General features: G+C 76.2%; 13 protein-coding genes. 6 read left to right on the top strand and 7 right to left on the bottom strand.

The window, feature by feature from the left end; genetic code table 11:
• The first annotated feature begins 48 nt into the window (after nt 1-48).
• Entirely contained in the window at nt 49-741 is a 693-nt protein-coding gene (locus tag ACI8AC_RS02890) for a helix-turn-helix transcriptional regulator (protein ID WP_456894991.1), read from the top strand.
• Between the two features lie 30 nt (nt 742-771).
• Here the strand turns inward: ACI8AC_RS02890 and ACI8AC_RS02895 are convergent, their stop codons facing one another.
• The gene (locus ACI8AC_RS02895; protein ID WP_456894993.1) at nt 772-978 is read right to left on the bottom strand and encodes a cupin domain-containing protein; all 207 of its coding nucleotides are present in this window, start codon (nt 976-978) and stop codon (nt 772-774) included.
• Between the two features lie 279 nt (nt 979-1,257).
• Here ACI8AC_RS02895 and ACI8AC_RS02900 point away from each other — a divergent pair, with 279 nt between their 5' ends.
• Nucleotides 1,258-2,466: a globin domain-containing protein gene (locus tag ACI8AC_RS02900; protein WP_456894995.1), complete on the top strand. Its 1,209-nt coding sequence runs from the start codon at nt 1,258-1,260 to the stop codon at nt 2,464-2,466.
• Nucleotides 2,467-2,536: 70 nt separating this feature from the next.
• On the opposite strand, the gene ACI8AC_RS02905 is transcribed toward ACI8AC_RS02900, so the two are convergent.
• From ACI8AC_RS02905 to ACI8AC_RS02915, 3 genes are all read right to left on the bottom strand, one after another.
• Complete coding sequence (locus tag ACI8AC_RS02905) at nt 2,537-3,691, bottom strand: acyl-CoA dehydrogenase family protein (RefSeq protein ID WP_456894997.1); 1,155 nt, start codon at nt 3,689-3,691, stop codon at nt 2,537-2,539.
• A gap of 6 nt (nt 3,692-3,697) precedes the next feature.
• Nucleotides 3,698-5,698: an ATP-binding protein gene (locus ACI8AC_RS02910; protein WP_456894998.1), complete on the bottom strand. Its 2,001-nt coding sequence runs from the start codon at nt 5,696-5,698 to the stop codon at nt 3,698-3,700.
• Between the two features lie 178 nt (nt 5,699-5,876).
• Nucleotides 5,877-7,490 carry a carboxyl transferase domain-containing protein gene (locus tag ACI8AC_RS02915; protein WP_456895000.1) on the bottom strand — a complete coding sequence of 538 codons (1,614 nt, stop codon included), beginning with the start codon at nt 7,488-7,490 and terminating at the stop codon, nt 5,877-5,879.
• 69 nt (nt 7,491-7,559) lie between these two features.
• Here ACI8AC_RS02915 and ACI8AC_RS02920 point away from each other — a divergent pair, with 69 nt between their 5' ends.
• Nucleotides 7,560-8,168, top strand: a complete 609-nt coding sequence (locus ACI8AC_RS02920; RefSeq protein WP_456895002.1) for an SACE_7040 family transcriptional regulator — start codon at nt 7,560-7,562, stop codon at nt 8,166-8,168.
• Nucleotides 8,169-8,367: 199 nt separating this feature from the next.
• Here the strand turns inward: ACI8AC_RS02920 and ACI8AC_RS02925 are convergent, their stop codons facing one another.
• Nucleotides 8,368-9,660, bottom strand: a complete 1,293-nt coding sequence (locus ACI8AC_RS02925) for an amidohydrolase family protein (protein ID WP_456895004.1) — start codon at nt 9,658-9,660, stop codon at nt 8,368-8,370.
• A gap of 64 nt (nt 9,661-9,724) precedes the next feature.
• Between ACI8AC_RS02925 and ACI8AC_RS02930 the strand changes: the two genes are divergently transcribed.
• From ACI8AC_RS02930 to ACI8AC_RS02940, 3 genes are read left to right on the top strand one after another with little or no spacing between them, the layout of a single operon-like run.
• Nucleotides 9,725-10,417, top strand: coding sequence for a DedA family protein (locus ACI8AC_RS02930; protein WP_456895006.1), 693 nt, complete (start codon nt 9,725-9,727; stop codon nt 10,415-10,417).
• Nucleotides 10,414-11,100, top strand: coding sequence for an HAD-IA family hydrolase (locus ACI8AC_RS02935; protein ID WP_456895008.1), 687 nt, complete (start codon nt 10,414-10,416; stop codon nt 11,098-11,100). Before ACI8AC_RS02930 ends, ACI8AC_RS02935 begins: the two co-directional genes overlap by 4 nt.
• Nucleotides 11,097-11,723: an alpha/beta hydrolase family protein gene (locus tag ACI8AC_RS02940; protein WP_456895011.1), complete on the top strand. Its 627-nt coding sequence runs from the start codon at nt 11,097-11,099 to the stop codon at nt 11,721-11,723. Before ACI8AC_RS02935 ends, ACI8AC_RS02940 begins: the two co-directional genes overlap by 4 nt.
• A gap of 72 nt (nt 11,724-11,795) precedes the next feature.
• Here the strand turns inward: ACI8AC_RS02940 and ACI8AC_RS02945 are convergent, their stop codons facing one another.
• Complete coding sequence (locus ACI8AC_RS02945) at nt 11,796-12,761, bottom strand: SRPBCC family protein (protein WP_456895014.1); 966 nt, start codon at nt 12,759-12,761, stop codon at nt 11,796-11,798.
• Nucleotides 12,762-12,862: 101 nt separating this feature from the next.
• Nucleotides 12,863-13,720 carry an FAD binding domain-containing protein gene (locus tag ACI8AC_RS02950; RefSeq protein WP_456895016.1) on the bottom strand — a complete coding sequence of 286 codons (858 nt, stop codon included), beginning with the start codon at nt 13,718-13,720 and terminating at the stop codon, nt 12,863-12,865.
• Between the last annotated feature and the right edge of the window lie 6 nt (nt 13,721-13,726).

Here is a 13,726-nt window from a genome sequence, read left to right on the forward strand (position 1 = left end):
GCCGGTGGAGCGCCCGGCGGGGCCCGCCGGGTCTGTGAGACTCGGATCATGAGCGGGTCGGCGGCGGAGGCCGGGCGGGAGCTCGCGCGGTCGGGGATCAGCCGGCAGCGCGTCCTGGAGCTCCTGCGGGCGGCACCGGCCGGGCTCGGGGTGCGGGAGCTGGCCGACCGGACCGGGCTGCACGGCAACACCGTGCGCTTCCACCTCGACCGGCTGGTCACCGACGGCCTGGTCGAGCGGCAGGTGGCCGAGCGCGGCGCGCGCGGCCGCCCCCGCCTGACCTTCACCGCGGCCGCGGTCCCCGACCCGGCACGGGACCGGCGCAACTACCGGTGGCTGGCCGAGGTCCTCACCACCCACCTGGCGGGGACCGCCGACGCCCCCGCCGCGGTCGCCCTCGGCCTGGGCCGGACCTGGGGCCGCCACCTCGTCGAGCGGCCCGCGCCCTACCAGCGGGTGGGCGAGGAGGACGCCGTCCGCGCGCTGCTGGGGCTCCTCGACGAGATCGGCTTCGCGCCCCGGCCGGCGGCCGGCGAGCCGCGGCGGATCCTGCTGCCGCACTGCCCCTTCCGGGAGGTGGCCGCCGCCCACCGGGAGGTCGTCTGCTCGATCCACCTGGGCCTGATGCAGGGAGCGCTGGCCGAGCTGGGCGCGCCGGTCACCGCCGACCGGCTGCTGCCCTTCGTCGAGCCGGCGCTCTGCGAGGCGCACCTGGCGCCGGTGCCCGCCGCGGGCCGGTGACCCGGTGCGCTCCGGTCGGCGACCCGGTCGTCAGCGCGTGGCGACGGTGAGCAGCACCGTCGCCCTGGTGAGGGCCTCGAGGCTGTGCCGTGCCGGTGGCACGACGAGGAGGTCGCCCTGGCGGCCCTCCCGCGAGACGTCCCCCGCCACCAGCCGCACCCGGCCGCTGAGCACCAGGACGGTGGCCTCGCCCGGGTTCTCGTGCTCGGCCAGCGACCGGCCCTCGGCGAGGGCCACGACGGTCTGCCGCAGCCTCTGTCGTGGCCGCCGTGGACCGTCTCGGCGGCCCGGCCGCTGGTCCCGGTGTCGACCGCGTGGAGCAGCCGGCGGCCGACGGCGTCCAGGTCGACCTCGTCCACGGCACACCCCCCGTCCCCGGCCCTTTCTACCAGCTGCCTTCGTAGATACGAGCCGGATTGGTGGCCTTCGCCGGGCGGCGATAGCGTCGCCGGTGTCGGCAGCGACCGGGCCGGGCCCCGGCCCCTCGTGCTTCCCCCACGACGGAAGGAAACCGCTGTGCTCTCCGACAGGTCCCGTCCGGTCATCGAGGCGACACTGCCGGTGGTCGGCGAGAACATCCCGACGATCGCCGAGCGCTTCTACGCGCACATGTTCGGCGAGCACCCCGAGCTGCTCGACGGCACGTTCAACCGCGGCAACCAGGCCGAGGGCACCCAGCAGCAGGCCCTTGCCGGCTCGGTGGCGGTGTTCGCCTCCACCCTGGTCGAGCACCCCGAACGCCTCCCCGAGCAGCTGCTGCAGCGCATCGCGCACAAGCACGCCTCGCTGGGCATCCGCCCGGACCAGTACCAGGTCGTCCACGACAACCTGTTCTGGGCCATCGTCGACGTCCTCGGGGACGCGGTCACCCCCGAGGTGGCCGCCGCGTGGGACGAGGTCTACTGGCTGATGGCGTACGCGCTGATCAACCAGGAGCGCGGCCTGTACAGCGCCCGCGGGGTGCGGCCGGAGACCGTCTGGCGCGACTGGGAGGTCGTCGAGAAGGTCCAGGAGACCGACGACGTGGTGGTCTTCCGCTGCAGGCGCATCGACGACCGGCTGGTGAAGACCTCCCTGCCCGGGCAGTACGTCACCGTCCGCGTGGAGATGCCCGACGGCGTCCGCCAACCCCGGCAGTACAGCCTGACCTGCGCCGACGACGGCGAGCACCGCTCCTTCGCCGTGAAGCGGGTGCACGGCGGCGGCAAGCCCGACGGCGAGGTGTCCAACCTGCTGCACGACCGGGTGGGGGTCGGCGACACGGTGACGATGTCGCTGCCCTTCGGGGACGTCGTCCTCGACGACTCGGGGCGCCCGGTCGTCTTCGCCAGCGCCGGCATCGGGATCACCCCGATGGCCGGGATGCTCTCCCACCTCGTCGCCGCCCGGTCCCGCCTGGACGTCACGCTGCTGCACGCCGACGTCGACGAGGCGTCGTGGCCGCTGCGCAAGCAGGTCGTCGACGACGTCCACCGGCTGCCGGACGGGTCGGTGCACGTCTGGTTCGAGCGGGGCACCGAGTGCAGCCTGGACGTGGACGGCGTCCACCCGGGGACGATGGACCTGGACCGGGTGGACCTCCCCGACGACGCCCTCTACTACCTCTGCGGCCCGCTGCCGTTCATGAAGGCCGTGCGGAGCTCGCTGCTCGACCGCGGGGTGCCCGCCCGGGACGTGCAGTACGAGGTGTTCGGCCCCGACCTGTGGCAGGCCGACACCGACTGAGGCGAGGGCCGGGGTGGAGTGCCACGGGCGCGCCTCCCGCGCCGGGGCACTCCACCCGGCCCGCGGTGACCTAGCCGACGCCGAGGTCGCGGGCGATGAGCATCCGCTGCACCTCGCTGGTGCCCTCGCCGATCTCCAGGATCTTGGCGTCGCGGTAGAACCGGCCGACCGGGAACTCGTTCATGAAGCCGTACCCGCCGTGCACCTGGGTGGCGTAGCGCGCGTTCTCCATCGCCACCTCGGAGCTGTACAGCTTGGCGATCGACGCCTCCCGCTTGAACGGCTCGCCGCGCAGCATCTTCTCCGCGGCCCGGTAGTAGGCCAGCCGCGCGGTGGAGGCGCGCACCTCCATGTCGGCGATCATGAACTGCACCGCCTGGTTGCGGCCGATCGGCTGGCCGAACGCCTCCCGCTGCGCGGCGTACTTCACGCTCTCGTCGACGCAGCCCTGCGCGAGCCCGACCGCGAGCGCGGAGATCGCGATCCGCCCCTCGTCGAGGATGGAGAGGAACTGCGCGTAGCCGCGGCCGCGCTCCCCGATCAGGTTCTCCTCGGGCACCCGGCAGTCGGCGAAGGAGAGCTCGCGGGTGTCGGAGGCGTTCCAGCCGACCTTCGAGTACCGCTGCCCGACGGTGAAGCCCGGCGTCCCGGCGGGGACGGCGATCGCGGAGATCTCCTTGCCGCCGTCGGGGCGGGTGCCGGTCACCGCGGTCACGGTCACCACCGAGGTCAGCTCGGTCCCGGAGTTGGTGATGAACGCCTTGGAGCCGTTGACCACCCAGTGCCCGTCCTCGAGGCGGGCGGTGGTGCGGGTGGCGCCGGCATCCGAGCCGCCGCCGGGCTCGGTCAGCCCGAACGCGCCCAGCGCCTCACCGGAGCACAGCGCCGGCAGCCAGCGCTGCTTCTGCTCCTCGGTGCCGAACCGGTAGATCGGCATGGCGCCGAGGGAGACCCCGGCCTCCACGGTGATCGCCATCGAGGAGTCGACCCGGGCCAGCTCCTCGAGGGCGACGCACAGGTCGAAGTAGGTCCCGCCACCGCCGCCGTACTCCTCGGGGAAGGGCAGGCCGAACAGGCCCAGCTCCCCCATCTGCCGCACGATGTGCACCGGGAACTCGTCCCGCTCGTAGTACTCGCCGATCTCCGGGGCGATCACGTCGTGGGCGAACTCGCGGACGGTCTTCCGCAGCGCCTCGGTCTCCTCGTCGAGCCGGTAGTCCAGCACGTCTCGTCACTTCCCCTCGTCGGCGGCCGGTGGGGTCACCACGGCCACCCGCTCGTCGAGCCGGACCTGGTGGCCGGCCGTCACCCCGAGCTCGGTGACCGTCCCCGCGACGGGGGCGGTCAGCACGTGCTCCATCTTCATCGCCTCGACGACCAGCAGCGGGGTCCCCGCCTCGACCCGGTCGCCCACCGCCGCCCGGACCACGGTCACCGTCCCGGGCATCGGCGCGGTGACGACGCCGTCGCCCCCGGCCCCCTCGAACGCCGAGTGCAGCCGCTCGTGCTCCCGGAACGCGGCGACCCGCCCGTCGGCGGCCAGCCACACCTCGCCCCCGCTGTGGACGACGGCGTACCGCGTGCTGACCCCGTCGAGGGTGACCCGCAGCCCGTCCCCGTCCCGGCTGGCCGAGGCCGGCTGCGGTGCGCCGTCCCCGACCCGGACCTGCGCGTGACCCGCCAGGCCGCGCACCCGGACGGGCACCGGGTCGCCGCCGGCGGCCTGCAGCCGCCGGAGCGTCCAGGCCGGCTCGCCCAGCCGCCAGCCGTCGGGCACGTCCCACCGGTCGACCACCGGGCCGGCCGGCTCGGACTCCAGCTGCAGCGCCAGCGCCGCGGCGGCGAACTCGGCCGCGGCCGGCGGCTCGGCGGCGGTCAGCGCCTCGCCGCGCCGCTCGATGAGCCCGGTGTCCAGCCGCCCGGCGACGACGTCGGGGTCGGTGAGCAGGGCCCGCAGGAAGGCGGCGTTGGTCGGCACGCCGAGGACGGCGGTGCGGCCCAGCGCGCCGACCAGCCGGGCGCGCGCGGTCTCCCGGTCGGGGCCGTGCGCGATGACCTTGGCCAGCATCGGGTCGTAGTCGGTGCCGACGACCGACCCCACGGCCAGCGAGGTGTCCAGGCGGACCCCGGGGCCGGCGGGGTCGACCAGGCCGAGCACGGTGCCGGTCTGCGGGAGGAACCCGCGGGCGGGGTCCTCGGCGTAGAGCCGGGCCTCGATCGCGTGCCCGTCGAGGCGGACGTCGTCCTGCCCGAACGGCAGCGGCTCGCCGGCCGCGACGCGCACCTGCAGCTCGACCAGGTCCAGGCCGGTGACCATCTCGGTGACCGGGTGCTCGACCTGCAGCCGGGTGTTCATCTCGAGGAAGTAGAAGTCCTCCGGCCGCTCCGCGTCGACGATGAACTCCACCGTCCCCGCGCCGGTGTAGCCGACCGCGCGCGCGGCCTCGACCGCGGCGGCGCCCATCCGCGCGCGCTGCGCCTCGTCGAGCAGCGGGGACGGCGCCTCCTCGACCACCTTCTGGTGCCGGCGCTGCAGGCTGCACTCGCGCTCGCCGAGGTGGACGACGGTGCCGTGCGCGTCACCGAGCACCTGCACCTCGATGTGCCGGGCCGAGCCGATGTAGCGCTCGACCAGCAGCGTGTCGTCACCGAAGGAGGCGCGGGCCTCGCGACGGGCGGCGGCGATCGCGTCGGCCAGCTCGGCCTGCGCCCGCACCACCCGCATGCCCTTGCCGCCACCGCCGGCGCTCGGCTTGAGCAGCACCGGGAAGCCCGCCTCGACGGCGGCGGCGGCCACGGTGCCGTCGTCCATGCCGGGCTCGGTGCGCCCGGGCACGACCGGCACCCCGGCGGCCATGACGGTCCGCTTGGCCCGGATCTTGTCGCCCATGGCCTCGATCGCGGCGACCGGCGGGCCGATGAAGGCGATCCCGGCCTTCTCGCAGGCCCGGGCGAACTCGACGTTCTCCGACAGGAAGCCGTAGCCGGGGTGCACCGCCTGGGCGCCGGTGCGGGCGGCGGCATCGAGGACCCGCTCGACCGACAGGTAGCTCTGCGCGGCCGGCGCCGGGCCGATCGGGACGGCCACGTCGGCGACGCGGGTGTGCAGCGCGCGGGCGTCGGCCTCGCTGTGGACGGCGACCGAGCGGATGCCCATGCGGCGCAGCGTCCGGATGACCCGGACGGCGATCTCGCCGCGGTTGGCGACCAGGACGGTGTCGAAGGTGCTCATCGCTGGACTCCGCACTCGTTCCGCTCCTCGCTCGTTGCCACCGGCCACCTCCGCGGTCGCTCCGCTCCTCGCTCACTGGCGCTCGCTGCGATGCCCACTCCCTGTCGGCGGCCGCCTCGCTGCGATGCCCGCTCGCGCGTCGTCCTCGGCATCGGGCCCCTCACAGGCATCGAGCCCCTCACATCCGGAAGACGCCGTAGCCGAGCTCGCCCAGCGGCGCGTTGGCGCACGCCGACAGGGCCAGCCCGAGCACGGTGCGGGTCTGGGCGGGGTCGATGACGCCGTCGTCCCAGAGGCGGGCGGTGGCGTGGTAGGGGTGCCCCTGCTCCTCGTACTGCGCGCGGATCGGGGCCTTGAAGGCCTCCTCCTCCTCGGCCGCCCATTCCTCGCCCCGGGCCTCGAGCCCGTCGCGGCGGACCTGGGCGAGCACCGACGCCGCCTGCTCGCCGCCCATCACCGAGATGCGGGCGTTGGGCCAGGTGAAGAGGAACCGGGGCGAGTAGGCCCGGCCGCACATCGAGTAGTTGCCCGCCCCGAACGAGCCACCGATCACCACGGTCAGCTTGGGTACCCGGGCGCAGGCGACGGCCGTCACCATCTTGGCGCCGTGCTTGGCGATGCCGCCGGCCTCGTAGTCGCGGCCCACCATGAAGCCGGAGATGTTCTGCAGGAACAGCAGCGGGGTGTTGCGGCGGTCGCAGAGCTCGATGAAGTGGGCGCCCTTGAGCGCCGACTCCCCGAACAGCACCCCGTTGTTGGCCACGATGCCGACCGGGTGGCCGTGCAGCCGGGCGAAGCCGGTGACCAGCGTGTGACCGTAGAGGGGCTTGAACTCGGCGAACCGGCTGCCGTCGACCAGCCGGGCGATGACCTCGCGCACGTCGTAGGGGGTGCGCGGGTCCGGCGGGACGACCTCGTACAGGGATTCCGCCGGGTACCGCGGCTCCTCCACCGGCTCGACGTCCCACGGCCGGGGCGCGCGCGGGCCGAGGGTGCCGACGATCTGGCGGACCAGCTGGAGGGCGTGCGCGTCGTCCTCGGCCAGGTGGTCGGTGACCCCGCTGACCCGGCTGTGCAGGTCGCCGCCGCCGAGCTCCTCGGCGGTGACCTCCTCGCCGGTCGCCGCCTTCACCAGCGGCGGACCGCCGAGGAAGATCGTGCCCTGCTCGCGGACGATGACCGCCTCGTCGCTCATGGCCGGCACGTAGGCGCCCCCGGCGGTGCAGGACCCGAGGACGGCGGCGATCTGCGGGATGCCGGCCTCCGACATCGTGGCCTGGTTGTAGAAGATCCGGCCGAAGTGCTCGCGGTCGGGGAAGACCTCGTCCTGCAGCGGCAGGAACGCCCCGCCGGAGTCGACGAGGTAGACGCACGGCAGCCGGTTGTGCAGCGCCACCTCCTGCGCCCTCAGGTGCTTCTTCACCGTCATCGGGTAGTAGGTGCCGCCCTTGACGGTGGCGTCGTTGGCGACCACCACGCACTCCCGGCCGGCGACCCGGCCGACGCCGGTGATGATCCCGGCAGCCGGCGCCTCGCCGCCGTAGAGGCCGTGCGCGGCCAGCGGGGAGAGCTCGAGGAAGGGGCTGCCCGGGTCCAGCAGCGCGTCGACCCGCTCGCGCGGCAGCAGCTTGCCGCGCTCGGTGTGCCGCGTGCGGGCCCGCTCGCCGCCGCCCTCGGCGACGCGGCGCAGCTGCTGGGAGAGGTCGGCCGCGAGGGCGGTGTGGGCCGCGGCGTTGCGGGCGGCGGCCGCGGCGTCCGCGGGCGCGGGGAGGGCCAGGGCGGGAGCGTCCACGCCGATGATGTTAACCACCGTTCACTGCGGTGGCCAGCGTCGGGTGAGGGACGGTTAACATCTGCGGCCGTGGGCGACGCAGGCACCGACACCGCGCTGGCGGTCGACGCCGCGCGCCCGTCGCGGCGGGAGCAGATCCTGCGCGCGGCGGCCCGGCTCTTCGCCGAGCGCGGCGCCCGCGCGGTCGGGGTCGACGACGTCGGTGCGGCCGTGGGCGTGACCGGCCCGGCCATCTACCGGCACTTCGCGAGCAAGGACGCGATGCTCGCCGAGATGCTGCTGCGGATCAGCGAGCGGCTGCTGGCCGGCGGGGCCGAGCGGGTCGCCGCGGCCGGCGCGGACCCGGCCGAGCAGCTGCGCTCGCTGATCGCCTTCCAGGTCGACTTCGCCGTCGACAACCCGGCGCTGATCACGGTGCACGACCGCGACCTGGGCTCGCTCGCCCCGGACGACTCCGCCCGGGTGCGGCGGCTGCAGCGGCGCTACGTCGAGGTGTGGGTGGCGGTGCTGGCCCGGCTGCACCCCGGGGAGGACGCCGCGGCCTGCCGGGCCCGCGCGCACGCCCTCTTCGGGCTGGTCAACTCCACGCCGCACACCGCCGGGCGGCTGCCGCGGGAGGCGCTGGCCGCGCTGCTGACCACGATGGCCGAGGCCGCCGCGACCGCGCCGTCCCGATGATCAGCTGAGCTGGTCGTCGCCGGGCGGGGGGGGGGGGGGGGGGGGGGGGGGGGGGGGGGGCCGGGGCGGGGGGGCGGGGGGCGGGGGCGCGGGGGGGCGGGGGGGGGGGGGGGGGGGGGGGGGGGGGGGGGGGGGGGGGGGGGGGGGGGGGGGGGGGGGGGGGGGGCGGCCCCCCCCCCCCCCCCCCCCCCCACTCCTCTCAGCCCCGGGCGAGGCGCAGCGCGCGGGTCTGGACGTCGGCGCGCAGCGGGGCCTCGTCGACGGTCGTCGACGCGCCACCGGCCACGACCTGCCGCCCGCCGACCCACGTGTCCCGCACGTGCCGGGAGCCCACCGACCACACGAGGTGGGTGAGCAGGTCGGTGGGGTTTCCGATCGGGACGAAGGCGATGTCGTCGGTGTCGACGTGCACGAGGTCGGCGCGGCGGCCGGGGGTCAGCTGCCCGAGGTCCGGGCGCCCGATCGCCGCGGCCGCCCCGCCGGTGGCCAGCCAGAACGCCTCGGGTGCGCTGAGGGCGGTGGCGTCGCGCTCGCGCAGCCGGGCCAGCCCGGCCGCCAGCCGCAGGTCCTCGAACAGGTCGAGGTTGTCGTTGGACGCCGGGCCGTCGGTGCCCATGCCGACCCGGATGCCCAGGTCGAGCATGTCCCGCAGCCGCGCGGTGCCGCTGGCCAGCTTGGCGTTGCTGCCGGGGCAGTGCGCCACCGCGACGTCGTACTCCTGCCACAGCGCGAGGTCGCCGTCGTCCATGTGCACGCAGTGGGCCCCGAGCACCCGGCCGCCCAGCACGTCGTGGGCGGCCAGCAGCCGCGGGACGCTGACCCCGTGAGCGGCCAGCAGTTCGTCGCCCTCGGTGGCGGTCTCGGCCACGTGCACGGTCAGCAGCAGGTCGTGCGCGCGGGCGGCCGTCGCGGCGTCCCGGAGCACGGGCAGCGGCACCGTGTAGGCCGCGTGCGGGCCGATGCCGTACTCGACCACCTCGTCGCCGCCGGCGGCCAGCCGGAGCGCGGTGGCCAGCTGCTCGTCGAAGGTGCCGAAGCCGGGCAGCCCGATCAGCGGGTTGGCGACCACCGCCCGGGAGCCGGCCGCCCGCACCGCGGCGGCGATCCGCTCCGGGTGGAAGTACATCTCGACGCTCGTGGTGACGCCGTGGCGCAGCATCTCGGCCGCGGCCGCGGTCATCGCGACCTCGACGTCCTCCGGGGTGAGCCGGGCCTCCCGCGGCCACATGACCTCGCGCAGCCAGCGGTCCAGGGGCAGGCCCTCGCCCTGGCCGCGGAAGAGCACCATCGGCGAGTGGGCGTGGGCGTTGACCAGGCCGGGCACGAGGACGCCGGTCAGCCGGGTGGTGGCCGCACCCCCCGCGTCCGGGGCGTCGGCGGCCGGCCCCACCCAGGTGATGCGGTCGTCCTCGACGTCGACGACCCCGTCGGGGACGACGGTCCCCTCCCTGTCCCCCACGACGACGGCCCGGGCGGCGAAGCGCTGGCGCATGGTGCGCGAAGCTACCCCTGCGCGCGCCCGGGGTCCCCGCGACCGCGCCGTTACCGTGGGGACCATGTCGTCCCTCGCCGCCGCTGCCCCCTCCGACTCCGGCGGCATCACCGGCTTCCTGCTCGACCTGGTGGAGACCCTCGGCCCCGTGGGCGTGGGGCTGGCCATCCTGCTGGAGACGGTCGTCCCGCCGATCCCGAGCGAGGCGGTGCTCGGCCTGGCCGGCGTGCTCATCCGCAGCGGCGACATGAGCGTGGTCCCGGTCGTCCTCTTCGCGACCCTCGGGTCGGTGGTCGGCGCGATCTTCTTCTACTACGTGGGCCGCGCCCTGGGCCCCCGCCGCTCGCACGCCTTCCTCGACCGGCTGCCGCTGGTGGAGACCGCCGACGTCGACAAGACCTTCGAGTGGTTCGCCCGGCACGGCCGGGCGGCGGTCTTCTTCGGCCGCATGGTGCCGATCGTGCGCAGCTTCATCTCCGTGCCGGCCGGCGTGGTGCGGATGCCGTTCTGGCAGTTCATCGTCTACACCGCCGCGGGCAGCCTGATCTGGAACAGCGTGCTGATCGGGCTGGGGGTGGCCGCGGGCGACTTCGTCCAGGACAACCTGCGCTTCCTCGACTACGCGGTGGTGGTCGCGGCGGTCCTCGGCGTGGGCTGGCTGGTCTACAAGCGGGTGAAGGACGTCCGGGCCCGCGGCCGGGAGCGCCGGCCCCTGCCGCCGCTGCCCGCCGACGACACCGACCGGCCGGCGGCGTGACCGCCGCGGGCGACGCCGCCCGGCGCCCGGAGGTCGTCGCCTTCGACGTGAACGAGACCCTGCTCGACCTCGCCCCGGTGCGGGCGACGCTGGTCGAGCTCGGGCAGCCCGAGCACGTCCTGCCGGCGGTGTTCTCCCGGACGCTGCTCACCGGCTTCGCCGCGGCCACCGCCGGCACCTGGACCAGCTTCCGCGACGCCTTCCTGGGCGCCCTCGCGCAGGGCACCGACCTGGCGCCGGCCGCCCGCACCCGGGTCGCCGACGCCTTCGCCGAGCTGGCCCCGCACCCCGACGTCGAGCCGGCGCTGCGCCGGCTGACCGCGGCCGGGGTGCGGGCGGTGGCGCTCACCCACGGCTCGGCCGCCGTCGCCGAGGCCGGGCTGGAGCGCGGCGGCGTCTCGCCGCTGGTCGAGCGGGTGCTCTCCAGCGAGGTCATCCGCACCTGGAAGCCGGCCCGGGCGGTGTACCTGTGGGCCGCCGGGGTCTGCGACGTGCCGCCGGGAGCGGTGGGCCTGGTCGCCGCGCACGGCTGGGACGTCCACGGCGCCCTGCGGGCCGGCCTGGGAGCGGCCTGGTTCCCGCGCAGCGAGCGGGCCTACCCGGAGGTGTACGACCGGCGTGCGCTGCTGGCCGACGACCTCGCCGGCGCGGTCGACGCCCTGCTGGCGCTGCCGGCCCGGTGACGGCCGGCGAGGAGCTCCCGACCCCCCTCGGCCCGGCCCACGTGGTCGCCCGCGGCCCGGACGGCCCGCGCGGCACGCTGGTGCTCGGCCACGGTGCCGGCGGGGGCCTGGGCTCGGCCGACCTCGCCGCCGTCACCGCCGGGGCGGCCGCCGGCGGCTGGCGGGTCCTCGGGGTGGAGCAGCCGTGGCGGGTGGCCGGCCGGCGGGTCGCCCCGGCGCCGCCCCGGCTCGACGAGGCCTGGACGGCGGTGCTCGGGGCGCTGCGGGAGGCCGGCCGGCTGACGGGACCGCTGGTGCTCGGCGGCCGCAGCGCAGGCGCCCGCGTGGCCTGCCGCACCGCGGCCGCGCAGGGGGCGGCGGGCGTGCTGTGCCTGGCGTTCCCGCTGCACCCGCCCGGGCGTCCCGAGCGCAGCCGCGCGGCGGAGCTCACCGGTGCCGGCGTGCCGGTCGGTGTGGTGCAGGGTGAGCGGGACGCGTTCGGCCGCCCCGAGGAGGTCGCCGCGGTGCTCGCCGGGCGGCCGGGTGCCTCGGTGTACGCCGTCCCCGGGGACCACGCGCTGGCCCGGGACGTCGACGTGGTCGCCGCGGCCGCGCTGGACTGGCTCGGCGCGCTCGGCACCTGACGGCCGGAGGGCCCCGGCGGCCGGTCGCCGGGGGAGGACGCGAGCCCTCCCCCCGGCGCCCGGGGGTGGTCGTCAGCGGCGGCGGCGCCGACGCACGACCAGGGTGATCAGCAGCAGGAGCAACGCCGCGGCACCGACCGGTGCCGCGTACCGGGCCATGGCCGCGCCGCCGGCGACCTCGAGCAGGTCGATCGGCTCGGGCTCCTCGGTCGAGCGGGCCGGCGTGGAGGCCGGTGCGGCGGCCGGCCCGGCGGGCGTGGTGGTCGCCGCCGGGGCCGCCGGCGCCGGGGTCACCGGCGCCGCGGGCGTGGAGGCCGGGGTCGCGGCGGGGCCGGCCGGGGTGGTCACCGGCGCCGCAGGGGTCGCCTTCGCCGGGGTCGTCCCGGTCGGGGCGGCGGCCTCCGCGGCCGGCTTCGCGGCCTTGTCCGCGGCGGCGGCGGCCGTCTTCTTCGCCGCACCGGCGGCCTTGCGGGTGGTCTTGGCCGCCGCCCCCTCGCCGGGCACCTGCTCGGCGGAGGCGGCGACCTCCTCGGCGGTGCCGGCGGCGGTCGCCGCCGCCTTCGCGGCCGGGCCCGGCTCGGCGGCCGGCTGGTCGCCCTGGCCGAGCTGGGTGGCGAGCTTGTCGGCGAACTGGCCGAGCAGCTTGTTGCCGACGTCGGTCATGACGCCGCGGCCGAACTGGGCCGGCCTGCCGGTGATGTTGAGGTCGGTGAGGACGTCGACCCGCGTGGTGTCGCCCTCCTCCTTGAGCTGGGCGGTGATGAGCGCCGCCGCGGTGCCGTTGCCGCGCTGGTCCTTGCCGCGACCGTCGATGACGGCCCGGCGCGCCGCCTCGTCCTTCTCCACGAAGGACGCCTTGCCCTGGTAGGTGAGGTTGATCGGGCCGAGCTTCACCTTCACCCGGCCGGTGAACGAGTCACCCTCGACCGAGTCCAGCGCGGCGCCGGGCATGCAGGGCGCGATCCGCTCGATGTCCAGCAGCACGCGCCAGGCCTCGTCGATCGGCACGGGGACGGTGAACGAGTTCTCCAACTGCACGGGGCTACCTCCGAGGGGTCACGTGGCTCGGCCGGTCCGCCCCCGGGGGGAGCGGGCCGGCCGAGCGGTGGACGGTCTGGATCCGGGGCGGGAGTGCGACGCTACAGCCCGGCGGCGGCGCTCACCGCGCGGCGAGTGAGCACCCGCGCGAGGTGCTCGCGGTAGTCCGCCTGGGCGTTGAGGTCGCTGGTCGGGCTGGTCCCCTCGGCGGCCCGGGCGGCCGCCGCGGCGATGGCCGCGGCGCTCGCGTCGGCACCCGCGAGGGCCGCCTCGGTGGCCTGGGCCCGCAGGGGCGTGGAGCCCATGTTGGTCAGGCCGATCCGCGCCTCGGCGATGTGCCCGTTCTCGCGGCGCACCGCCGCGGCGACGGCCACGATCGACCAGGCCTGCGCCACCCGGTTGAACTTCTCGTAGCGCACCCCCCACTCCCCGCTGAGCTTGGGGATGCGGACCTCGACGAGCAGCTCCCCCTCCTCGAGGCAGGTGGTCAGGTAGTCGACGAAGAAGTCCGCCGCGGGAACGGTGCGCCGCCCGCCGGGGCCGGCGATGACCATCTCCGCGTCGAGGGCCAGCGCCACCGCCGCCAGGTCCCCGGCCGGGTCGGCGTGCGCCAGCGCCCCGCCGAACGTGCCGCGGGCGCGGACCTGCCGGTCGGCGACGGTCTCGGTGGCCTGCACCAGCAGCGGCGCGTGCTCGGCGATCAGCGGGTCGACCAGCACGTCGTGGTGCGTGGTCATGGCGCCGATGACGATGGCGTCGCCGTCGTCCCGGACCCCGCGCATCTCGCTCACGCTGACCAGGTCGACGACGGTCTCCGGGGCGGCCATGCGCAGCCGCATGACCGGGATCAGGGACTGGCCGCCGGCCATGACCTTGACGTCCTCGCCGCCGTCGGCGATGGCCTGCAGGGCCTCCTCGACGGTGGTGGGCCGGGCGTAGGCGAACGCCGCGGGGATCATCGGGCA

The organism is Geodermatophilus sp. SYSU D00758 (genome assembly GCF_054049955.1).